The 20,187-nt window shown below is 62.4% G+C and carries 20 protein-coding genes; 15 read left to right on the top strand and 5 right to left on the bottom strand.

From position 1 onward, the window contains the following. The first annotated feature begins 317 nt into the window (after positions 1-317). Positions 318-989, top strand: coding sequence for a response regulator (locus tag Q7C30_RS08435; RefSeq protein ID WP_039575847.1), 672 nt, complete (start codon positions 318-320; stop codon positions 987-989). Beyond that, positions 982-2,361, top strand: coding sequence for a sensor histidine kinase (locus Q7C30_RS08430; RefSeq protein ID WP_116887678.1), 1,380 nt, complete (start codon positions 982-984; stop codon positions 2,359-2,361). Before Q7C30_RS08435 ends, Q7C30_RS08430 begins: the two co-directional genes overlap by 8 nt. A 17-nt stretch (positions 2,362-2,378) precedes the next feature. Here the strand turns inward: Q7C30_RS08430 and Q7C30_RS08425 are convergent, their stop codons facing one another. Then, on the bottom strand, positions 2,379-3,185 hold the full coding sequence (locus tag Q7C30_RS08425) for an HDOD domain-containing protein (protein WP_317871249.1): 807 nt from the start codon (positions 3,183-3,185) through the stop codon (positions 2,379-2,381). Between the two features lie 54 nt (positions 3,186-3,239). Next, a complete protein-coding gene (locus tag Q7C30_RS08420) occupies positions 3,240-4,181 on the bottom strand; it encodes a folate-binding protein YgfZ (RefSeq protein WP_317871248.1) in 942 nt (313 codons plus the stop codon). Between the two features lie 135 nt (positions 4,182-4,316). On the opposite strand from Q7C30_RS08420, the gene Q7C30_RS08415 reads away from it, so the two are divergent. Next, entirely contained in the window at positions 4,317-4,571 is a 255-nt protein-coding gene (locus tag Q7C30_RS08415; RefSeq protein WP_029613909.1) for a succinate dehydrogenase assembly factor 2, read from the top strand. Next, the gene (locus Q7C30_RS08410; RefSeq protein WP_317871247.1) at positions 4,555-5,013 is read left to right on the top strand and encodes a protein YgfX; all 459 of its coding nucleotides are present in this window, start codon (positions 4,555-4,557) and stop codon (positions 5,011-5,013) included. The genes Q7C30_RS08415 and Q7C30_RS08410 overlap by 17 nt, the downstream gene beginning before the upstream one ends. Here the strand turns inward: Q7C30_RS08410 and nadB are convergent. Next, positions 5,000-6,604, bottom strand: coding sequence for an L-aspartate oxidase (gene nadB / locus Q7C30_RS08405; protein WP_317871246.1), 1,605 nt, complete (start codon positions 6,602-6,604; stop codon positions 5,000-5,002). The genes Q7C30_RS08410 and nadB overlap by 14 nt on opposite strands. Positions 6,605-7,039: 435 nt before the next feature. On the opposite strand from nadB, the gene rpoE reads away from it, so the two are divergent. The 10 genes from rpoE to pdxJ all read left to right on the top strand — a co-directional run bounded on the left by rpoE (position 7,040) and on the right by pdxJ (position 17,023). Continuing rightward, positions 7,040-7,621: an RNA polymerase sigma factor RpoE gene (gene rpoE, locus Q7C30_RS08400; protein WP_003252049.1), complete on the top strand. Its 582-nt coding sequence runs from the start codon at positions 7,040-7,042 to the stop codon at positions 7,619-7,621. Positions 7,622-7,652: 31 nt separating this feature from the next. Continuing rightward, positions 7,653-8,246: an RseA family anti-sigma factor gene (locus Q7C30_RS08395; protein WP_317871245.1), complete on the top strand. Its 594-nt coding sequence runs from the start codon at positions 7,653-7,655 to the stop codon at positions 8,244-8,246. 8 nt (positions 8,247-8,254) lie between these two features. After that, entirely contained in the window at positions 8,255-9,217 is a 963-nt protein-coding gene (locus Q7C30_RS08390; RefSeq protein WP_317871244.1) for a MucB/RseB C-terminal domain-containing protein, read from the top strand. Between the two features lie 171 nt (positions 9,218-9,388). Beyond that, positions 9,389-10,822, top strand: a complete 1,434-nt coding sequence (locus Q7C30_RS08385; protein ID WP_295481306.1) for a DegQ family serine endoprotease — start codon at positions 9,389-9,391, stop codon at positions 10,820-10,822. A 192-nt stretch (positions 10,823-11,014) separates the two neighbouring features. Further along, on the top strand, positions 11,015-12,814 hold the full coding sequence (lepA, locus tag Q7C30_RS08380; RefSeq protein WP_029613914.1) for a translation elongation factor 4: 1,800 nt from the start codon (positions 11,015-11,017) through the stop codon (positions 12,812-12,814). Positions 12,815-12,819: 5 nt separating this feature from the next. Next, positions 12,820-13,674: a signal peptidase I gene (gene lepB / locus Q7C30_RS08375; protein WP_029613915.1), complete on the top strand. Its 855-nt coding sequence runs from the start codon at positions 12,820-12,822 to the stop codon at positions 13,672-13,674. 158 nt (positions 13,675-13,832) lie between these two features. Beyond that, positions 13,833-14,522: a ribonuclease III gene (gene rnc, locus Q7C30_RS08370; RefSeq protein ID WP_039575871.1), complete on the top strand. Its 690-nt coding sequence runs from the start codon at positions 13,833-13,835 to the stop codon at positions 14,520-14,522. Then, positions 14,515-15,417, top strand: a complete 903-nt coding sequence (era, locus tag Q7C30_RS08365) for a GTPase Era (RefSeq protein WP_317871243.1) — start codon at positions 14,515-14,517, stop codon at positions 15,415-15,417. Before rnc ends, era begins: the two co-directional genes overlap by 8 nt. Before the next feature lie 129 nt (positions 15,418-15,546). Beyond that, complete coding sequence (gene recO / locus Q7C30_RS08360; protein ID WP_317871242.1) at positions 15,547-16,230, top strand: DNA repair protein RecO; 684 nt, start codon at positions 15,547-15,549, stop codon at positions 16,228-16,230. A 43-nt stretch (positions 16,231-16,273) separates the two neighbouring features. Beyond that, the gene (gene pdxJ / locus Q7C30_RS08355) at positions 16,274-17,023 is read left to right on the top strand and encodes a pyridoxine 5'-phosphate synthase (protein ID WP_029614108.1); all 750 of its coding nucleotides are present in this window, start codon (positions 16,274-16,276) and stop codon (positions 17,021-17,023) included. Positions 17,024-17,054: 31 nt separating this feature from the next. Here the strand turns inward: pdxJ and cmoB are convergent, their stop codons facing one another. Further along, complete coding sequence (cmoB, locus tag Q7C30_RS08350; protein WP_317871241.1) at positions 17,055-18,011, bottom strand: tRNA 5-methoxyuridine(34)/uridine 5-oxyacetic acid(34) synthase CmoB; 957 nt, start codon at positions 18,009-18,011, stop codon at positions 17,055-17,057. Further along, positions 18,008-18,751, bottom strand: coding sequence for a carboxy-S-adenosyl-L-methionine synthase CmoA (cmoA, locus tag Q7C30_RS08345; protein WP_029614107.1), 744 nt, complete (start codon positions 18,749-18,751; stop codon positions 18,008-18,010). Before cmoA ends, cmoB begins: the two co-directional genes overlap by 4 nt. A 247-nt stretch (positions 18,752-18,998) precedes the next feature. Here cmoA and Q7C30_RS08340 point away from each other — a divergent pair, with 247 nt between their 5' ends. After that, positions 18,999-20,186, top strand: a complete 1,188-nt coding sequence (locus tag Q7C30_RS08340; protein ID WP_317871240.1) for an alpha-xenorhabdolysin family binary toxin subunit A — start codon at positions 18,999-19,001, stop codon at positions 20,184-20,186. Position 20,187 lies beyond the last annotated feature (1 nt).

The following is a 20,187-nucleotide window of genomic DNA, read 5'->3' as shown; positions in this document are numbered from 1 at the left end:
AACGGTCAGGTCGCGGTACTTGCAGGGGAGTGCTGAGGGCTGTGTTCGAGCGGGCGCGCGGGGCGAGCCTCGGGGTGCGACCGGACAGGAACCGGTTGGGATGCAGAGACGGCATCGTTGTCTGACTCCGTTTATTGTTCTTATTCGTTGCACCTTGCTGGTGCTTTATTGGGCGCGTGGAGCGACCTTGGGGCGATGCTAGGTAACGAACCTTTCGCCAACCTTTCAGCGTGAAAGGTTTGTGACCCAGGGGCTTCACAGGCTCGGCGACAGCGGTACACTCCGGGCCACTGTCCAATCCGAGCAGGAATAAACCGATGCGTGTGCTGCTGGTCGAAGATCACCTGCCGCTGGCCGACAGCGTGGCCCAGGCGCTCAAGAGTCACGGCCTGACCGTGGACGTGCTGCATGACGGCGTGGCGGCCGACCTGGCCCTGGCCAGCGAGGATTACGCCGTGGCCGTACTCGATGTCGGCCTGCCGCGCCTGGACGGCTTCGAGGTGCTGGCGCGCCTGCGCGCCCGTGGCAAGACACTGCCGGTGTTGATGCTGACCGCACGCAGCGATGTCAAGGATCGGGTCCATGGCTTGAACCTGGGGGCCGACGATTACCTGGCCAAGCCGTTCGAACTGACCGAGCTCGAAGCGCGGGTCAAGGCCTTGCTGCGGCGCAGCGTGCTCGGCGGCGAGCGTCAGCAGCGTTGTGGGCCGCTGGTCTACGACCTCGACACTCGACGCTTTACCCTGGGTGACGACGCGCTGACCCTGACCTCTCGCGAGCAGAGCGTGCTCGAAGCGTTGATCGCTCGTCCCGGACGGGTGATGAGCAAGGAGCAACTGGCCGCCCAAGTGTTCGGTCTGGACGAGGAGGCCAGTCCCGACGCCATCGAGATCTATATCCACCGATTGCGCAAGAAGCTCGACGGCCATTCGGTAGCCATCGTGACGTTCCGTGGGCTGGGCTACCTGCTCGAGCACCGCGATGCGTGACGCCGGCAGCTTGCGTGGGCGCTTGCTGGGCAACCTTGCGCTGCTGCTGGTGGTGTTGATGCTGGCCAGTGGTCTGAGCGCCTACTGGAATGGCCGCGAAGCGGCCGACACGGCCTATGACCGGACCTTGCTGGCGTCGGCGCGGACCATCGCTGCCGGGCTTTCGCAGCGCGACGGCACGCTCAGCGCCGACGTACCCTACGTGGCACTGGACACCTTCGCCTACGACAGTGCCGGACGCATTTACTATCAGGTCCTGGACATCGACCAGAAGCTGATCTCCGGCTATGAAAAGCTGCCGCCGCCGCCGCCGGGTACGCCGCGCACCGACGATTACCCGGCGCTGGCCCGCTTCTACAACGCCACTTATCTGGGCCAGGACGTGCGCGTGGTCAGCCTGCTCAAGGCCGTCAGCGAGCCGAACATGAACGGTATGGCCGAGATTCGCGTGGCCGAGACCGAGGAGGCGCGGGTCAGCATGGCGCGCAGCCTGATGGCCGATACCCTGCTGCGTCTGGGCATGCTGGCGCTGGGTGCGCTGGTGCTGGTGTGGTTCGCGGTCAGTGCCGCCTTGCGCCCGCTGGAGCGGTTGCGCACGGCGGTGGAGGAGCGTCAGCCCGACGATTTGCGTGCCCTGCCGGTGGTGCAGGTGCAGCATGAGCTGATGCCGCTGGTGGGCGCCTTGAATCATTTCACCGAGCGCTTGCGCGGTCAGTTCCAGCGCCAGGCGCAATTCATCGCCGACGCTGCCCACGAGTTACGCACGCCCTTGGCGGCGCTCAAGGCGCGTGTCGAATTGGGGTTGCGCTCGCGAGAGCCGCAGCAGTGGCACCAGACGCTGGAGGCGGCGGCGCAGGGCACCGATCGCCTGACCCACCTGGCCAATCAGTTGCTGTCGCTGGCGCGGGTGGAAAACGGTGCTCGGGCCATTGCCGAGGGGGGCGCTCAGCGCCTGGATCTCAGTCAGTTGGCGCGCGAACTGGGCATGGCCATGGCGCCGCTGGCCCATGCACACGGGGTCGCTCTGGCGTTGGAAGCCGAAGCGCCGGTGTGGCTCAAGGGCGAACCGACCTTGCTCAACGAACTGCTGAGCAATCTGGTGGACAATGCCCTGGCCCACACACCCTCCGGCGGCAATGTGATCTTGCGGGTACTGGCGCCTGCGGTGCTGGAGGTGGAGGACGATGGTCCGGGTATCCCTGAGGATGACCGCGAGCGGGTGTTCGAGCGCTTCTATCGGCGCAGCGCGCAAGGCAGTGGGTTGGGGCTGGCCATTGTCGGCGAGATTTGCCGGGCGCACCTGGCGCAGATCAGTCTGCATGATGGCGACAACGGTGGTCTTAAAGTGCGGGTGAGCTTCATCGCCGACTGAAAAGGGCGGCTGGGCGCTTAGCGCAGCATGTCACGGGCGTCGAGCAGCTCGCTCAGGTCCAGGTCCTTGCCTTCAGGCAAGCGCAGGTGACGGTAGGCGGCCAGCGCTTGCGGTGCCTGGTCCTGCTCGCGCAGGCACAGGGCGCGGGCGATCTGCACGATACCGATGTAGTCGATCTTGTCGCTCTGACGCGCCAGGTCCTGGACCTGGCTGGGCAGGCGCACCAGTTGCTCGGGAAAGTCCCAGGCGCTGAGGATCTTGTCGCCCAGCACGGGCTGGATCTGCTCGATGACGAACTGCAGGCACACCGGGTCGGACAGCAGTTCGTTGTGCTCTTGGGCATAGATCAGCACGGGCAGGGCGCCGATCTGGTGCACCAGGCCGCCGAGTGCGGCCTGATCCGGCTTGAGATGGGTGTGACGGCGGCAGATCTCGTAACTTACCCCGGCCACTTCCAGGCTGGTCTCCCAGATAGTGCGCAGGGTTTGCTCCACGGCAGGGGCGCGCGCGTGGAAGATCTGCTCGATCACCAGGCCGATGGCCAGGTTGCAGCTGTAGTTGACGCCCAGGCGGGTGATTGCGGTATGCAGGTCGGTGACCTCGACCAGCGCCCGCAGCAGCGGGCTGTTGACTACCTTGATCAGGCGCGCCGACAGCGCAGCGTCGCGTCCGATCACGCGGCTCAGGGCGGCCACGCTGATCTCGCTGTCTTCAGCCGCTTCGCGGATGCTCAGGGCCACTTCAGGCAGTGTGGGCAGCACCAGGTCGTCGTTCTCGATGGCCGCCAGTAATTGCGCTTGAACCATCTTGGCCAGCTTGTTCATGAACATCTCTACCGCAGTGGTGGGGCTGCCCCGCACGGCGGCGGGGCCGGCTGGTCAGCGCTGAATTTCCCGGTCGCGGTCCAGTTCGTAAGGCAGGTCCAGCACCCTCAGGCGCGGGCCTTCGAGACTGCCCAGGTGCAGGTTGTCGTCCGCCACTGCTTCGGCAGTAAGCACCGCCAGCAGTTCCACGCCATGTTCGGCAGGTGCGGCGATCACCACTTCGCCGACCGATGAACCATGGGTAGGGGAGAAGATTTCGCTGCCAGGAACAGGGGCCTGTTCCTCGTCCAGGGCTAGCCGATACTGGCGACGTTTGAGCTTGCCCAGGTACTGCATGCGCGCGACGATTTCCTGGCCGGTGTAGCAGCCTTTTTTGAAGCTCACGCCATCGACGGCCTGCAGGTTGATCATCTGCGGGATGAACAGCTCACGGGTTTGCTCCATCACCTGGCCGATGCCCGCACGGATCTGGCCGAGCAACCAGGCCGCCAACGGCGCTTCGGGCACGGCCTCGGCGAGCGTCGCGCTCACCTGGGCGGCGCGCTCGGCGGGCACCCAGAGTTCTGCGCGTCCTGGCGAGACGGCAATGACCATCAATCCCTCGTTGCGCAGGGTGGTGCCGGCGCCCTGAGGCTCCTCCAGCCCCAGTGCCTGCAGCGCAGCGCCCGCGTGCTGCAGGCCGAAGCGGGCCCAGGCGTCGCTTTCGTCGGTCAGCTTGGCCTTGGAGAACACTGCGTATTTCTTCAGGTCTGCCAATTGCGGTTCGAGCAGTTCGCGGGTCATGGCCAGCAGGAAACCGTCGCCTTCGGGCAGGATGCGGAAACTCGATTGCATGCGGCCTTTGACCATGCACCGAGCCCCCAGGCTGGCATGCTCAAGGCTGAGATAGTCGAGGTTGCAGGTCAGTTGGCCTTGCAGGAACTTACCGGCGTCGGAGCCGCGTACGGCGAGAATGCCCTCGTGGGACAGGGGGCAGAAAAAAGCGGAGTCGGCCATGGGTCATCGCGGTCGCTAGAAAGACTGGCGGCCATCATAGAACGGCAGTAACAAAATAGGTAGGTGAGCAGACCAATGCCCCGTGCCGCTGCGGTTGCGGCGCGCTATACTGCGCGACCATTCGAGGAGGGCCCCATGGTCGAACAAACTGAACTCAATCGGCTTTTCTGGCATAGCCGGCGTGGCATGCTGGAGCTGGATGTACTGCTCGTTCCCTTCACTCAAGAGGTCTACCCGAGCCTGAGCGAAGCGGATCGCGAACTGTATCGCCGCCTGTTGACCTGCGAAGATCAGGACATGTTCGGTTGGTTCATGGAGCGCACCGAGTCGGAAGATGCGGAGCTGCAGCGCATGGTTCGCATCATTCTGGACCGTGTCCAGCCCAAGTGAGCGGTTCGAGTGCCGTTGGCAAGGCTCGCGCCTGCTGCTGACGGCCTATCTTGCAGCCCAGGGGCTCGTGTTCCTCACCTTGTGGTGGAGTGCACTGCCCTGGTGGTTGTCCATCAGCCTGCACTCCCTCTGCATGGCTCACGCCTACTGGACGATCCCTCGGCGTATCCTGTTGACCCATCCCGATGCCATGAGCGGCCTGCGTCGCGACGCGAGCGGCTGGCAGTTGTTCAGCCGTGCCCATGGCTGGCAGCGGGTCGAGTTGCGCCGCGACAGCCTGGCGCTGCCTGCGGTGATCGTCCTGCGCTTCGTTCGTCAGGGCCGCCGCCTGAGCGAAAGCCAATGCATTCCTTTCGATGCGCTGCCCGGCGAGGAGCATCGCCGGCTGCGGGTGCGCCTGAAATTCAGTCGGCGGCGCTGGGCTCGGCTCAGCACGGGCTGAGCACGGTGTCCCTGGCGGTTTCCAGCAGTGCGGGATAGTCGAGGGTGTAGTGCAGGCCGCGACTTTCCTTGCGCTGCATGGCGCAGCGGATCATCAGTTCGGCCACCTGCGCCAGGTTGCGCAACTCGATCAGGTCACGGCTGACCTTGTAATTGCTGTAGAACTCATCGATCTCATCGAGCAGCAGCCGCACGCGATGTTCGGCGCGTTGCAGGCGCTTGCTGGTACGCACGATCCCCACGTAGTCCCACATGAAGCGTCGCAGCTCGTCCCAGTTGTGCGCGATGATCACGTCCTCGTCCGAGTCGGTGACCTGGCTGGCATCCCAGCAGGGCAGGGCGGTCGGGGACGGCACCTGCTCCAGGTGCGCCTGGATGTGCGCAGCCGCTGCGCGGCCATAGACGAAACATTCGAGCAGCGAGTTGCTGGCCATGCGGTTGGCGCCGTGCAGCCCGGTGAAGCTGGTTTCGCCGATGGCATACAGGCCCGGAACGTCGGTGCGACCGCGCTCGTCGACCACCACGCCGCCACAGGTGTAGTGCGCCGCGGGTACCACGGGTATGGGCTGGCGGGTGATGTCGATGCCGAAGGTCAGGCAGCGCTCGTAGACGGTGGGGAAGTGACTCTTGATGAAGTCGGCAGGTTTGTGGGTGATGTCCAGATACACGCAATCCACGCCCAGGCGTTTCATTTCATGGTCGATGGCACGCGCGACGATGTCCCGTGGCGCCAGTTCTTCGCGGCGATCGAAGCGCGGCATGAAACGCTCCCCGTTGGGCAGGCGCAACAGCGCGCCCTCACCGCGCAGGGCTTCGGTAATGAGGAAACTCTTGGCTTGGGGGTGATAGAGGCAGGTGGGATGAAACTGGTTGAACTCCAGGTTGGCCACCCGGCAACCGGCGCGCCAGGCCATGGCGATGCCATCGCCGCAGGCGCCATCGGGGTTGCTGGTGTAGAGGTAGACCTTGGCGGCGCCGCCGGTGGCCAGCACGGTGAAGCGTGCGCCGAAGGTGTCCACTTCGCCACTGTGGCGGTTCAGCACATAGGCACCCAGGCAACGGTCGCCGCTCAGGCCCAGGCGCCGCTCGGTGATCAGGTCGACGGCCACGCGTTGCTCGAGCAACTCGATGTTCGGACGTTGCCGCGCCTGCGCCAGCAGCGTCGTGAAGATCGCCGCCCCGGTGGCGTCGGCGGCATGGATGATGCGGCGGTGGCTGTGACCGCCTTCGCGGGTGAGATGGAACTCGAAACCGCCATCATCCACGCCGTGCTGCTCGTCACGGGTGAAGGGCACGCCCTGCTCGATGAGCCACTCGATGGCCTCGCGGCTGTGCTCCACAGTGAAGCGCACCGCGGCTTCGTGGCACAGGCCGCCGCCGGCGTCGAGGGTGTCTTCAACGTGAGACTGCACGGTATCGCTGTCATCGAGCACGGCGGCGACCCCGCCTTGTGCCCAGTAGGTCGAGCCGTTGGCCAGCTCGCCCTTGCTCAGCACGGCGATGCGCAGATGAGCCGGGAGGTTCAGTGCCAAGCTGAGACCGGCGGCGCCGCTGCCGATCACCAGGACATCATGTTGGAATTGTTGGCTCATGTCGGGACACTAGTAACTGGGGATGGGGGGCGGCACAATAGTCATGCGCGTATGGCATTGTGAAACTATCGTGAATCCGGTCGGGCTGTCTTTATAGCAGTCTCCAGCGCCAGATTTCCAATGGCGGGACTGCATGTACAGCCCGGCTGTGGGAACTTTCCGGCACCACGGGAAATCTTAAGCAGGCTGCCCGTCTTTCACCAATGCCAAAGCGATGCAGGACGGCGGCGCTATCCAGGCTGCCACCTGTGTATCTGAAACACCGATTATCGACGCAGCCGGCTGCGACCGCGCTGTGCCTTTTTCGTGCGAGCCGACCAGAGGCCGCAGGAAACTTGCTTGGAGGGGAGAACTTTTGCGCAAAGGCCGAGTCTATGGTTGCAAGCCTGAACGATGGCTTTCGCAACGCTCCTTTGAGTTCACTGAGGAGTGTTCATGCTAACCCAGGAAGAGGATCAGCAGCTTGTCGAGCGCGTGCAGCGTGGTGACAGGCGAGCGTTCGATCTGTTGGTGCTGAAGTATCAGCACAAGATTCTCGGGTTGATCGTGCGTTTTGTTCACGACACCCATGAAGCGCAAGACGTGGCGCAGGAAGCCTTCATCAAGGCCTACAGAGCGCTAGGCAATTTCCGCGGTGACAGTGCGTTTTACACGTGGCTGTACCGCATCGCCATCAACACGGCGAAGAACTACCTGGTGTCCCGTGGAAGACGGCCGCCAGACAGTGATGTCAGCTCCGAGGATGCGGAGTTCTACGACGGCGATCATGGCCTCAAGGATCTCGAGTCACCAGAGCGCTCGTTGTTGCGGGATGAAATCGAGGGCACTGTCCATCGCACCATCCAGCAACTACCGGAAGACTTGCGTACGGCATTGACCCTGCGTGAGTTCGATGGCCTGAGTTATGAAGACATTGCAAGTGTCATGCAATGTCCGGTGGGTACCGTGCGCTCTCGAATCTTCCGCGCTCGGGAGGCCATTGACAAAGCCCTGCAGCCTCTGTTGCAGGAAACCTGAGACAGCGGCGACAGCCAAGAGAGGAACCGCCATGAGTCGTGAAGCTTTGCAGGAATCGCTGTCCGCGGTAATGGATAACGAAGCGGACCAACTGGAATTACGTCGCGTGCTGAACGCCGCCGACGATGCCGAAACCCGTGCCACCTGGTCGCGTTACCAAGTGGCTCGCGCAGCCATGCACAAGGAGCTGCTGCTGCCCAACCTCGACATCGCTTCGGCCGTGTCGGCCGCGCTTGCTGATGAAGCTGCGCCGGTGCAGCCCAAGCGTGGGGCATGGCGCAGTGTCGGTCGTCTGGCCGTAGCTGCCTCGGTGACCGTTGCCGTCCTGGCCGGTGTGCGCCTCTACAACCAGGACGAGATCACCGGTGCCCAGCTTGCCTCGCAGCAGCCTGTACAGCAGGGTGTCAGCGTGCCACAGGTGCAAGGTCCGGCCGTACTGGCGGGCTACACCGAGAGCAGCGACCAGCCGACCGGCCCGATGGCCAACGGCGTGTTGCAGAATCAAGCCGGTTGGGATCAGCGTCTGCCAGGTTACCTGCGCCAGCACGCTCAGGAGTCTGCGCTGAAGGGCGCTGAAAACGCTCTTCCTTACGCTCGCGCCGCTAGCCTGGAACCTGCCAAGTAAGGAGGACCATGCGCGCGCTACCTCTCCTGGCGCTGCTGTTCGGCGGATGCATGTCGGTGCCGGTGTTGGCGGCCAATTCCTCGCCAGAGGCGGGTGAATGGCTGTCCAAGCTGGCACAGGCCGAGCAGAAGCAGAGCTACCAGGGCGCCTTCGTCTACGAGCGTAACCGCAGTTTTTCTTCCCACGATATCTGGCATCGCGTCCAGTCGGGCAAGGTCAGCGAGCGGCTACTTCAGCTCGATGGCGCTTCCCAGGAGATTGTGCGCGTCGACGGCAAGGTGCAGTGCGTCAGCGGTGCACTCGCCGACGGTGTCGGGGCACCACCCGACGCGGCTGCGCGTGTCCTCGATCCGCTCAAGCTGATGAGCTGGTACGACCTGAGCATGGCGGGCACGTCCCGCGTGGCCGGTCGAGATGCCGTGATCGTTACCTTGACGCCTCGCGATCAACATCGTTATGCCTTCGAATTGCATCTGGACCGTGAAACCGGCTTGCCCCTGCGCTCGTTGATGCTCAACGACAAGGGTCAATTGCTGGAACGATTCCAGATGACTCGATTGGACACCGCGAACCTGCCCAGTGACCGCGACCTGCAACCCAGTGCCGACTGCAAGCCGGTGGCGCCGGAGCCGGGAGCCAAGTCCGAGTCGGTCGCTGGCTGGCGCTCCGACTGGCTGCCCCCGGGCTTCGAGCTGATCAACAGCGCAGTGCGCACCAACTCTGCGGATAAGCGCTCGATCAGCAGCCTCATGTACGATGACGGGCTCACCCGCTTCTCGGTGTTTCTCGAACCTATCGACGACAAGGGCACCGACACGCGTGTGCAGCTCGGCCCAACGGCAGCCGTTTCGCGACACCTCAACACGCCTTCGGGCAAGGTCATGGTAACGGTGGTCGGTGAAATTCCCCTCGGTACTGCCGAGCGTGTGGCATTGTCGATGCGGCCACAGGACATCCAGGCACGGCAATGATTGGCGAGGACGTTTCGTACGGCTAGTCCAGCGTGCGTCTGACATCAAATTAAGGCATTGTCATTTGCATTCGACCGGTAAATTTTCTATAGGTCAGACTCTCCGGGGTCTGGCCTTTCCTGTATCTGCAGAGGCCGTTCTGCTAATTACGCTCGTTGTGACGGGAGCCGTATGTCAATACCACGCATGAAATCCTACCTATCGATGTTCGCCGCCGTGCTGATGCTCGGCCAGGTGCTCACCGCCCAGGCGGAGGAGGCCCTGCCGGACTTCACCACATTGGTCGAGCAAGCCTCGCCAGCGGTGGTCAACATCAGTACCAAGCAAAAGCTGCCCGATCGTCGTGTGGCTGCCGGTCAGATGCCGGATCTGGAAGGTCTGCCGCCGATGTTCCGCGAGTTCTTCGAGCGCAACATGCCGCAGCAGCCGCGCTCGCCGCGCGGTGATCGTCAGCGCGAGGCGCAGTCGCTGGGCTCGGGCTTCATCATTTCCCCGGATGGTTATGTGTTGACCAACAACCATGTGGTCGCCGATGCCGACGAGATCATCGTGCGTCTCTCCGATCGCAGTGAGCTGCAGGCCAAGCTGGTGGGCACCGATCCGCGTACCGACGTGGCGCTGCTCAAGGTCGATGGCAAGAATCTGCCGACCGTGAAGCTGGGCGACTCGGAAAAGCTCAAGGTCGGTGAGTGGGTGCTGGCCATCGGCTCGCCGTTCGGCTTCGACCATTCGGTGACCAAAGGTATCGTCAGCGCCAAGGGGCGTACCCTGCCCAACGACACCTACGTGCCGTTCATCCAGACCGATGTGGCCATCAACCCAGGCAACTCCGGCGGCCCCCTGTTCAACATGAAGGGCGAGGTGGTAGGTATCAACTCGCAGATCTTTACCCGTTCCGGTGGTTTCATGGGCCTGTCGTTCGCCATCCCGATCGATGTGGCGCTGGATGTCTCCAACCAGTTGAAGAAAGACGGCAAGGTCAGCCGTGGCTGGCTGGGTGTGGTCATTCAGGAGGTCAACAAGGACTTGGCTGAGTCGTTCGGCCTGGACAAACCGGCCGGTGCGCTGGTGGCGCAGGTGCTGGAAAACGGTCCGGCGGCCAAGGGCGGTCTGCAGGTGGGTGACGTCATCCTGAGCATGAACGGCCAGCCGATCGTCATGTCCGCCGACTTGCCGCATCTGGTCGGAGGTCTGAAGGACGGTCAGAAAGCCAAGCTGGAGATCATTCGCGAAGGCAAGCGCCAGACCCTGGACGTGACCATCGGTGCGTTGCCCGAGGACGATGCCGACATCGGCACGGGTGGCCAGGCCGGCGCCGAGCGCAACAGCAACCGTCTCGGTGTATCGGTGGCCGACCTGAGCGATGAGCAGAAGAAGTCGCTCGAACTCAAGGGCGGGGTGGTCATCAAGGAAGTGCAGGACGGTCCGGCGGCGCTGATCGGCCTGCGCCCAGGCGATGTCATCAGCCACCTGAACAACCAGGCGATCGGCTCGGCCAAGCAGTTCACTGAAATTGCCAAGGAACTGCCGAAGAATCGCTCGGTGTCCATGCGCGTACTGCGTCAAGGGCGTGCCAGCTTCATCACCTTCAAACTGGCCGAGTGATCGATTCAGTCTGAGAGAAGGGCAGCTGCGGCTGCCCTTTTTCACGAGTGGACCTGGTTTGACCTGAAAACCCCAATGCACCGAGCGGGTCAGCGGCCATACAGGAACCTCCCATATCCCGTCGGCTTGCGTTACAATGCCCGGCTATTTTTCGGCGGGCGTCCGGCTCGCAGCCTTATCGAGTGTTGATCTGTGAGTGATTTGAGTCATATCCGCAATTTCTCCATCATCGCCCACATCGACCATGGCAAGTCGACGCTGGCCGACCGTTTCATCCAGATGTGCGGCGGCCTGACCTCGCGCGAAATGGAAGCACAGGTCCTCGACTCCATGGACCTTGAGCGTGAACGCGGTATCACCATCAAAGCCCACAGCGTTACCCTGCACTACAAGGCGCAGGACGGCAAAACCTATCAGTTGAACTTCATCGACACCCCCGGCCACGTCGACTTCACCTATGAAGTTTCGCGTTCGCTGGCGGCGTGCGAAGGCGCGCTGCTGGTGGTCGATGCGGGTCAGGGCGTCGAGGCACAGTCGGTCGCCAACTGCTACACCGCCATCGAGCAGGGCCTGGAAGTGATGCCGGTGCTCAACAAGATGGACCTGCCCCAGGCGGATCCGGACCGCGTCAAGGACGAGATCGAGAAGATCATCGGCATCGACGCCACCGACGCCGTGGCGTGCAGCGCCAAGAGCGGCATGGGCGTGGACGAGGTGCTCGAGCGCCTGGTGCAGACCATCCCGGCGCCGGTGGGCGACATCGAGGCGCCGTTGCAGGCGCTGATCATCGATTCCTGGTTCGACAACTACCTGGGTGTCGTCTCGCTGGTGCGTGTGCGCCAGGGTCGCGTCAAGAAGGGCGACAAGATCCTGGTCAAGTCCACCGGCAAGGTGCACCTGGTCGACAGCGTCGGTGTCTTCACCCCGAAACACACGGCCACCGCTGACCTGAAGGCTGGCGAGGTGGGCTTCATCATTGCCAGCATCAAGGACATTCACGGGGCCCCGGTGGGTGACACCCTGACCCTCTCCTCGACGCCTGAAGTCCAGGTGCTGCCAGGCTTCAAGAAGATTCAGCCGCAGGTCTACGCGGGTCTGTTCCCGGTCAGTTCCGACGACTTCGAGGACTTCCGCGATGCCCTGCAGAAGCTGACGCTCAACGACTCGTCGCTGCAGTACATGCCGGAAAGCTCCGACGCCCTGGGCTTCGGCTTCCGTTGCGGCTTCCTCGGCATGCTGCACATGGAGATCATTCAGGAGCGCCTGGAGCGCGAATACGACCTGGACCTGATCACCACCGCGCCAAGCGTGATCTACGAGCTGGAGTTGAAGACGGGTGAAACCATTGTCGTCGACAACCCCTCCAAGCTTCCGGACGTCTCGGCGGTCACCGACTTCCGCGAACCGATCGTCACCGCAACCATCCTCGTGCCCCAGGAACACTTGGGCAACGTGATCACCCTGTGCATCGAGAAGCGTGGCGTGCAGCGCGACATGCAGTTCCTCGGCAGCCAGGTGCAGGTGCGCTACGACATGCCGATGAACGAGGTGGTGCTGGACTTCTTCGACCGCCTCAAATCCACCAGCCGTGGTTACGCCTCGCTGGACTATCATTTCGATCGCTACCAGTCGGCCAACCTGGTCAAGCTGGACGTGCTGATCAACGGCGACAAGGTCGATGCCCTGGCATTGATCGTGCACCGCGACAACGCGGCCTACAAAGGCCGTGCGTTGACCGAGAAGATGAAGGAACTGATTCCTCGGCAGATGTTCGATGTGGCGATCCAGGCAGCCATCGGCGGTCAGATCATTGCGCGGACCACTGTCAAGGCGCTCAGAAAGAACGTACTGGCCAAGTGTTACGGCGGCGATGTGAGCCGTAAGAAAAAACTGCTGGAGAAGCAGAAGGCCGGTAAGAAACGCATGAAGCAGGTGGGCAACGTGGAGATTCCACAGGAAGCCTTCCTTGCTGTGCTCAGGTTGGATAGCTAGGTCCTATGTCGCTAAATTTCCCGCTGTTGCTCGTCATCGCCGTAGCCGTCTGCGGTCTGTTGGGTCTGATCGATCTGCTGTTCCTGGCGCCGCGCCGGCGAGCGGCGATCGCCAACTACCAGGGCAGCGTCAGCCAGCCCGAAGTGGCCGTCGTCGAGCGCCTGAACAAGGAGCCGTTGCTGGTCGAATACGGCAAGTCCTTCTTCCCGGTGCTGTTCATCGTGCTGGTGTTGCGCTCGTTTCTGGTCGAGCCCTTCCAGATTCCTTCGGGGTCGATGAAACCGACCCTGGAAGTGGGCGACTTCATCCTGGTGAACAAGTTCTCCTACGGTATCCGTCTACCCGTGATCGACAAGAAGGTCATCGAGGTGGGTGATCCGCAGCGCGGGGACGTCATGGTGTTCCGCTATCCGAGCGATCCGAACGTCAACTACATCAAGCGTGTGGTCGGCCTGCCGGGCGACCGGATCCGCTACACCAACGACAAGCGCCTGTACGTCAACGACCAGTTGGTCGCCGAGCAGTTGGTCGGCAGCGAAGCTGGCTCGCTGGGTAGCGCCGAGCTGTACAAGGAAAAACTCGGCGAAACCGAGCATCTGATCCGCAAGGAAATGAGCCGCTACCGCATGCCGCCGGACCAGCAATGGACCGTACCGGCCGGGCATTACTTCATGATGGGCGATAACCGCGACAACTCCAATGACAGCCGCTTCTGGGACGACCCGAACATCCCTCGCGAGCTGCATGGCATGGTCCCGGACCGCAACATCGTCGGCAAGGCCTTCGCGGTGTGGATGAGCTGGCCAGAGCCCAAGCTCAGCCACTTGCCGAACCTGTCGCGGGTGGGTCTGATCCATTGATACCCCTCGGCGCTGTCCACGGACGGCGCCGAATGCATTTCTGACATAGGCTGTGTTCTCAGGGATGAATCAATCCAGCGCCACGTTGTGGTGCGACACGGCCAAACAGTCTTTCAGGATGTTGATTTGAACGCGTTTAACAACGATGGGGTGGCCGCATGAGCGCTTCCCTCGAGCGCCTCGAGCGCAAGCTCGGCTACACCTTCAGGGACCGGGAGCAGATGCTCCTGGCGCTGACGCACCGCAGCTATGCCGGGCGCAACAACGAGCGCCTGGAGTTTCTTGGCGATGCCATTCTCAACTTCGTGGCTGGCGAAGCGCTGTTCGAGCGTTTCCCCCAAGCGCGAGAAGGCCAGCTTTCGCGTCTGCGCGCTCGCCTGGTCAAGGGTGAAACACTGGCCCGTCTGGCACGCGGCTTCGACCTGGGCGAGTACCTGCGCCTGGGTTCGGGCGAGCTCAAGAGCGGCGGCTTCCGTCGTGAATCGATCCTGGCCGACGCCCTCGAAGCCCTGATCGGCGCCATCTACCTGGACGCCGACATGCAGACCGCCCGCGAGCGCATCCTCGCCTGGCTGGCGGGCGAGTTCGACGGCCTGACCCTGGTCGATACCAACAAAGATCCCAAGACCCGCCTGCAGGAGTTCCTGCAATCGCGTGCCTGCGAGTTGCCGCGCTACGAAGTGGTGGACATCCAGGGCGAACCGCACTGCCGTACGTTCTTCGTCGAATGCGAAGTGGTGCTGCTGAACAACAAGAGCCGTGGACAGGGCGTTAGCCGGCGTATCGCCGAGCAAGTCGCTGCCGCCGCCGCACTGATCGCCCTGGGCGTGGAGAATGGCAATGACTGAGAACACCCCGATCCGTTGCGGCTATGTGGCCATCGTCGGCCGTCCCAACGTGGGCAAGTCCACGCTGCTCAACCATATTCTCGGGCAGAAGCTGGCGATTACGTCGCGCAAGCCGCAGACCACGCGCCACAACATGCTCGGCATCAAGACCGAGGGCGATGTGCAGGCGATCTACGTCGACACCCCCGGCATGCACAAGGCCAACGACAAGGCCCTGAACCGCTACATGAACCGTAACGCATCGGCGGCCTTGAAAGACGTCGATGTGGTGATCTTCGTGGTCGACCGTACCCGTTGGACCGATGAGGACCAACTGGTGCTCGAGCGTGTCCAGTACGTGGAAGGCCCGCTGATCCTGGCGGTCAACAAGACCGACCGCATGGACGAGAAAGCCGAGTTGATCCCGCACCTGCAATGGCTTCAGGCGCAACTGCCGAAGGCCGAAATCGTGCCGATCTCGGCGCAGCAGGGGCATAACCTGGAGTCTCTCGAGGCACTGATCGCCAAGCACCTGCCCGAGAACGAGCATTTCTTCCCGGAAGACCAGATCACCGACCGCAGCAGCCGTTTCCTCGCCGCCGAACTGGTCCGTGAAAAGATCATGCGTCAGCTCGGTGCCGAGCTGCCGTACCAGATCACCGTGGAAATCGAAGAGTTCAAGCAGCAGGGGCATGTGCTGCACATTCACGCCCTGATCCTGGTCGAGCGTGACGGCCAGAAGAAGATCATCATTGGCGACAAGGGCGAGCGCATCAAACGCATCGGCTCCGATGCGCGCAAGGACATGGAGGTGCTGTTCGACGCCAAGGTCATGCTCAACCTCTGGGTCAAGGTCAAGGGCGGCTGGTCCGATGACGAGCGGGCGCTGCGCTCGCTGGGTTACGGCGACCTCTAAACGGCTCGCGACGGCGCGGCTTTCTATGAGCGCGTAGGCAGGCGCTGCGATTGACCTGGGAAAGCGGCGCTGTCGCCGCTTCCATGGGGTCACCCGCGCCTCCCGGTATCTTCGCTGCGTGAGATCGCCATGGACCAACCCACACCACAACTCGCCTACGTCCTGCACAGCCGCGCCTACAAGGAAACCAGTGCGCTGGTGGATTTTTTCACGCCCCAGGGCCGTGTGCGTGCCGTCTTGCGCCGGGCGCGGGGCAAGGGCGGCAGTTCCATGCGGCCGTTCGTGCCGCTGGAGCTGGAACTGCGCGGGCGCGGCGAGCTGAAGAATGTGGGGCGCATGGACACCGTCGGCCTCGCCGATTGGCTCAACGGCGACGCGTTGTTCAGCGGCTTGTACCTCAATGAGTTGCTGATGCGCCTGCTTCCTGCCGAAGCCCCTTATCCCGCTTTGTTCGAACACTACGGTCTTACCCTGCAAGCGCTGGCGGCGGGTCGCCCCCTCGAGCCGCTGCTGCGTGCGTTCGAGTGGCGCCTGCTCGATGAGCTGGGCTACGCGTTTTCCCTGACCGAAGATGTCGACCAGGCCCCAGTGGTTGCCGAAGGACTGTACCGGCTGCAGGTGGATGCCGGGCTTGAGCGTGTCGAGCTGTTCCAGCCCGGACTGTTCAATGGCGCGCAGTTGCTGGCGCTGTCCGAGGCCGAGTGGGAAGCGCCGGGCGCCTTGCTGGCCGCCAAGCGCCTGATGCGCCAGGCATTGGCGGTCCACCTGGGGGCCAAGCCACTGGTCAGCCGCGAACTGTTTCGCAAGCGCTGAGCACGACGTATGCTGTGGGGCTCAATCTTCAGGAGAGCCTTTCGTGACTCAGAGCAACCGCATCCTTCTCGGCGTCAATATCGACCATGTGGCGACCTTGCGCCAGGCCCGCGGCACTCGCTATCCGGATCCGGTCAAGGCAGCGCTGGACGCCGAGCAGGCGGGGGCCGACGGTATCACCGTGCACCTGCGCGAAGACCGTCGGCATATCCAGGAGCGCGACGTGCTGCTGCTCAAGGATGTCTTGCAGACACGCATGAACTTCGAAATGGGCGTCACTGAAGAGATGATGGCCTTTGCCGAGAAGATTCGCCCGGCGCACATCTGCCTGGTGCCTGAAACGCGCCAGGAACTGACCACCGAGGGCGGGCTGGACGTGGCCGGCCAAGAGCAGCGGATCAAGGCCGCTGTGGAGCGCTTGTCGCGCACCGGCGCCGAAGTGTCCTTGTTCATCGATGCCGATGAGCGTCAGATCGAGGCGTCGCGCCGGGTCGGTGCGCCGGCCATCGAACTGCACACCGGGCGCTACGCCGATGCCCAGACCCCAAAGGAGGTGGCCGAAGAGCTCGAACGTATCGTTCAGGGCGTCGCTTTCGGTTTGGCTCAGGGTCTGATCGTCAATGCCGGCCATGGCCTGCATTACCACAACGTCGAAGCCGTGGCGGCCATTGAAGGCATCAATGAGCTGAACATCGGCCATGCGCTGGTGGCGCACGCACTGTTCGTCGGTTTCCCGGCCGCCGTTGCCGAGATGAAAGCGCTGATGCTCGCTGCCGCGCCGCGCCGCAACTGAATGCAATGCCCCTTGGGGCACTTGCGGCTCTCTATTTGCGCGCCAGCAACGTGGCCCGGCGCGGCGCTGGCAGGCCTTCGATGGTCTTGCTGTGGTCGGCAGGGTCGAGGAAGTCGCTGAGCGACTGGTAGCGCATCCAATCGGTGCTGCGCTGTTCCTCGACGCTGGTGACGCTGACATCCACGCAGCGCACGTCGCTGAAACCTGCCCGGCGCAGCAGGCGTTCCAGGGCCGGCACCGACGGCAGGAACCAGACGTTGCGCATCTGCGCGTAACGGTCTTCGGGCACCAGCATTTGATGCGCGTCACCTTCGATCACCAGCGTTTCCAGCACCAGCTCGCCGCCTTTGACCAGGCAGTCCTTCAGCGCCAGCAGGTGCTCGATTGGCGAGCGACGGTGGTAGAACACGCCCATCGAGAACACTGTGTCGAACCCTTCCAGATTGGCCGGCAGTTCTTCCAGGGCGAACGGCAGGTGCCAGGCCGGGAGGTGCGGGAGGTATTTACTGACAGCCTGGAACTGGCAGAAGAACAGCCAGTTCGGGTCTACCCCGACCACCAGGTCGGCGCCGGCACCGAGCATGCGCCACTGGTAATAGCCGTTGCCACAGCCCACATCCAGCACGCGTTTGCCGCTGAGGTTCAGGTGCGGACTGACCCGCGACCACTTCCAGTCCGAGCGCCATTCGGTGTCCACGTGCACGCCGAACAGCTCGAACGGCCCCTTGCGCCAGGGCGACAGCCCCATCAGCGCCTGATGCATCTGCGCACGGCTGGCGGGATCGCAGTCGCTGTCCAGGCGCAGGCCGTTGACCAGGTCGAGGGTGCTCGGCGTCAAGGCGGGCAGCGCGTCCAGTGCGCCACGCCAGCGCTCCAGGTCGCCGTGGCCTTTTTCCAGCTTGGCATCCAGTTGCGCTTGCAGGCCTTGGGACCAGCGAGCCAGTGGGGTGCCCGCCAGACGGCGGACCAGGGGAGACAGATCGATCATGGCAGGGCTATCAGCGAGGCGAAGTTGAGGCATTGGAACCAGGGCACCACCTTGGAGAAACCGGCGGCGCGCAGGCGCTGCTCGTGGGTCTCCAGAGTGTCAGGCTTCATGACGTGCTCGATGGCGCTGCGTTTCTGGGCAATTTCCAGTTCGCTGTAGCCATTGGCACGCTTGAAGTCCAGGTGCAGTTCGTTGAGCAGATCGTGGGTCTGCGCGTCGTCGAAGCGCAGCTTTTCCGAGAGCACCAGCGCGCCACCGGGGAGCAGCGCCTGGCGGATGCGGGCCAGCAGGTCGAGGCGTTCGTCTGGGGCGATGAATTGCAGGGTGAAGTTCATTGCGACGAACGACGCCGGCTCCAGCGACAGCGCCAGGATGTCGGCCTCCAGTACCTGCACCGGCAGCAGTTCCTGGAACATGGAGTCCTGGGCGGTGAGGTACTGGCGGCAGCGCTCGACCATCGCTGCCGAGTTGTCCACCGCCATGACCCGGCAGCCGTCAGCGCGCACATGACGACGCAGCGACTGAGTCACGGCGCCCAGCGAAGCGCCCAGGTCATACAAGACGCTATGCGGTTGGGCAAAGCGCGCACCCAGCACACCGATGTTCTCGACGATGGTCGGATAGCCGGGCACCGAGCGCTTGATCATGTCCGGGAACACGCGCACGACGTCTTCGTTGAAGACGAAGTCGGGTACCTGTTCCAGAGGCTGGGCGAATAGGCGGTCTGAGGGGTGGCTCACAGCGGGCTCGTGCAGTGGGTTGAAGGAGGCACATTCTAGCGAAAATCAGGGAACGCCGTCTGCGTGGCAGAGCAGTCTCGGGGCATTTGTCAGTTTGTCCAATGATCAATGATCTGGCAGAGAGCAGTGTGTTTTCCTCCCACAGGCTGAGCACCGTCCTGACTTCGTGAACGGCCGTAGACCGTTAGATTGGTTCCTCAGTAACGCGCTCTCAACTGCAGAAGAGTGTGAGTAGAGGGGAATAATCATGGCAACTGATGTAACTGAGCAGCGGGCGGAGAATTCTGCTTCAAAAGCGAGTCTGCCTTTCGATGAGCTCACAGTGGATGAACGGGTCGAGTTCATCCCTCAGCAAATTTTCGATTTCAAAAAGAAAGAACCGGCTTTTCTATTCAGTCAAGACAACCTGCGCACCATCAAACGCTATCAGAGGGCGGTACGACTGCTGCCCAGGGAGCGGCGAGAGATGGAGGCGAATGTAAACTTTACTGCCTTGGCAATCAGTGCTGATGACTTCTGGTCCTTCCATGAGAATCTGCATCAGCATGTGGATGCGTGGGACGGCGTAGAAGATGCCTGTAAAACAATGGGTGGCGATTTACAGGTCTTTTCCGAAAACTTTATTACTGAAGGTGTGAAGTTTATTGCCGAACTGAAGAACACGCAGGCAATGGACACGCTGTTGCCAGCGATTCCGGCCGACAAGATTCCGAGGGCCGCGCTCTCGACAGCGGACATCACATCACTGAAGTCGGCGATCGATCTCTACTTGCCGACCATCCAAGGTGAAATTACGGAAATGCTCGCCACCATTCGCCACGTCAAGGCGCTGGTCGATCATTTCGGTGAGCAGATCGACAAGGTCTTGCATCCCAAGGGCTCTGGTCTCTTGGCATGTTTGAAGAAAGAAAGTGTCGACAAGAAGATTGCTACGATCGGCGAGCAGTTGATTGCGCTCGACACTGAGATTGAAAAAAAGGTGGCTCAATATGACAAATTGGTCGGCACGGCGTTTTTCGGGATTGCGTTCGGTCCGATCGGTTTGATCGTGACCGGAGGTATTTACGGTGCGCAAGCGGAAGTGGTGCGTAAGGATAAGAATGCATTGATCGAAGAGCGCGATATGGTGGCCACGCAGCAACGTGAACTGTTGGCCGAAATCGAAAATTTCGTGGCCTTGAAGAGGATGGTCACGGACATTAACTTCAGATTGGTGGAAGTTCGTGCAGCCACCAAGAACTTGGAGGATGTCTGGGTGCTGTTGGAGTCCTACATGTCCGCTTCGATTAAAAAAGCCACCGCCGTTTCCAGTAACGTGGAACTGAAAAAGTTCATTGTGCAGTTTGAACGCGTCCTCTCGCCCTGGACCAATATTTTGAATATCTCCAAGCAGCTCTCGGCGATCTTCAACGAAGCACTGGGCGACGCCCTTTAAG

The organism is Pseudomonas sp. RAC1, assembly GCF_030658255.1.
GTDB classification, from domain to species: Bacteria; Pseudomonadota; Gammaproteobacteria; order Pseudomonadales; family Pseudomonadaceae; genus Aquipseudomonas; species Aquipseudomonas boreofloridensis.
Note: the sequence above shows the minus strand (reverse complement) of the source record. Positions and strands in the feature narration are given on the sequence as shown.

Bases quoted from the DNA above. Each gene is read 5' to 3' on its own strand.
- Q7C30_RS08435 (WP_039575847.1), top strand. From the start codon at position 318: ATGCGTGTGCTGCTGGTCGAAGATCACCTGCCGCTGGCCGACAGCGTG.
- Q7C30_RS08430 (WP_116887678.1), top strand. From the start codon at position 982: ATGCGTGACGCCGGCAGCTTGCGTGGGCGCTTGCTGGGCAACCTTGCG.
- Q7C30_RS08425 (WP_317871249.1), bottom strand. From the start codon at position 3,185: ATGAACAAGCTGGCCAAGATGGTTCAAGCGCAATTACTGGCGGCCATC.
- Q7C30_RS08420 (WP_317871248.1), bottom strand. From the start codon at position 4,181: ATGGCCGACTCCGCTTTTTTCTGCCCCCTGTCCCACGAGGGCATTCTC.
- Q7C30_RS08415 (WP_029613909.1), top strand. From the start codon at position 4,317: ATGGTCGAACAAACTGAACTCAATCGGCTTTTCTGGCATAGCCGGCGT.
- nadB (WP_317871246.1), bottom strand. From the start codon at position 6,604: ATGAGCCAACAATTCCAACATGATGTCCTGGTGATCGGCAGCGGCGCC.
- rpoE (WP_003252049.1), top strand. From the start codon at position 7,040: ATGCTAACCCAGGAAGAGGATCAGCAGCTTGTCGAGCGCGTGCAGCGT.
- Q7C30_RS08395 (WP_317871245.1), top strand. From the start codon at position 7,653: ATGAGTCGTGAAGCTTTGCAGGAATCGCTGTCCGCGGTAATGGATAAC.
- Q7C30_RS08390 (WP_317871244.1), top strand. From the start codon at position 8,255: ATGCGCGCGCTACCTCTCCTGGCGCTGCTGTTCGGCGGATGCATGTCG.
- Q7C30_RS08385 (WP_295481306.1), top strand. From the start codon at position 9,389: ATGTCAATACCACGCATGAAATCCTACCTATCGATGTTCGCCGCCGTG.
- lepB (WP_029613915.1), top strand. From the start codon at position 12,820: ATGTCGCTAAATTTCCCGCTGTTGCTCGTCATCGCCGTAGCCGTCTGC.
- rnc (WP_039575871.1), top strand. From the start codon at position 13,833: ATGAGCGCTTCCCTCGAGCGCCTCGAGCGCAAGCTCGGCTACACCTTC.
- era (WP_317871243.1), top strand. From the start codon at position 14,515: ATGACTGAGAACACCCCGATCCGTTGCGGCTATGTGGCCATCGTCGGC.
- recO (WP_317871242.1), top strand. From the start codon at position 15,547: ATGGACCAACCCACACCACAACTCGCCTACGTCCTGCACAGCCGCGCC.
- cmoB (WP_317871241.1), bottom strand. From the start codon at position 18,011: ATGATCGATCTGTCTCCCCTGGTCCGCCGTCTGGCGGGCACCCCACTG.
- Q7C30_RS08340 (WP_317871240.1), top strand. From the start codon at position 18,999: ATGGCAACTGATGTAACTGAGCAGCGGGCGGAGAATTCTGCTTCAAAA.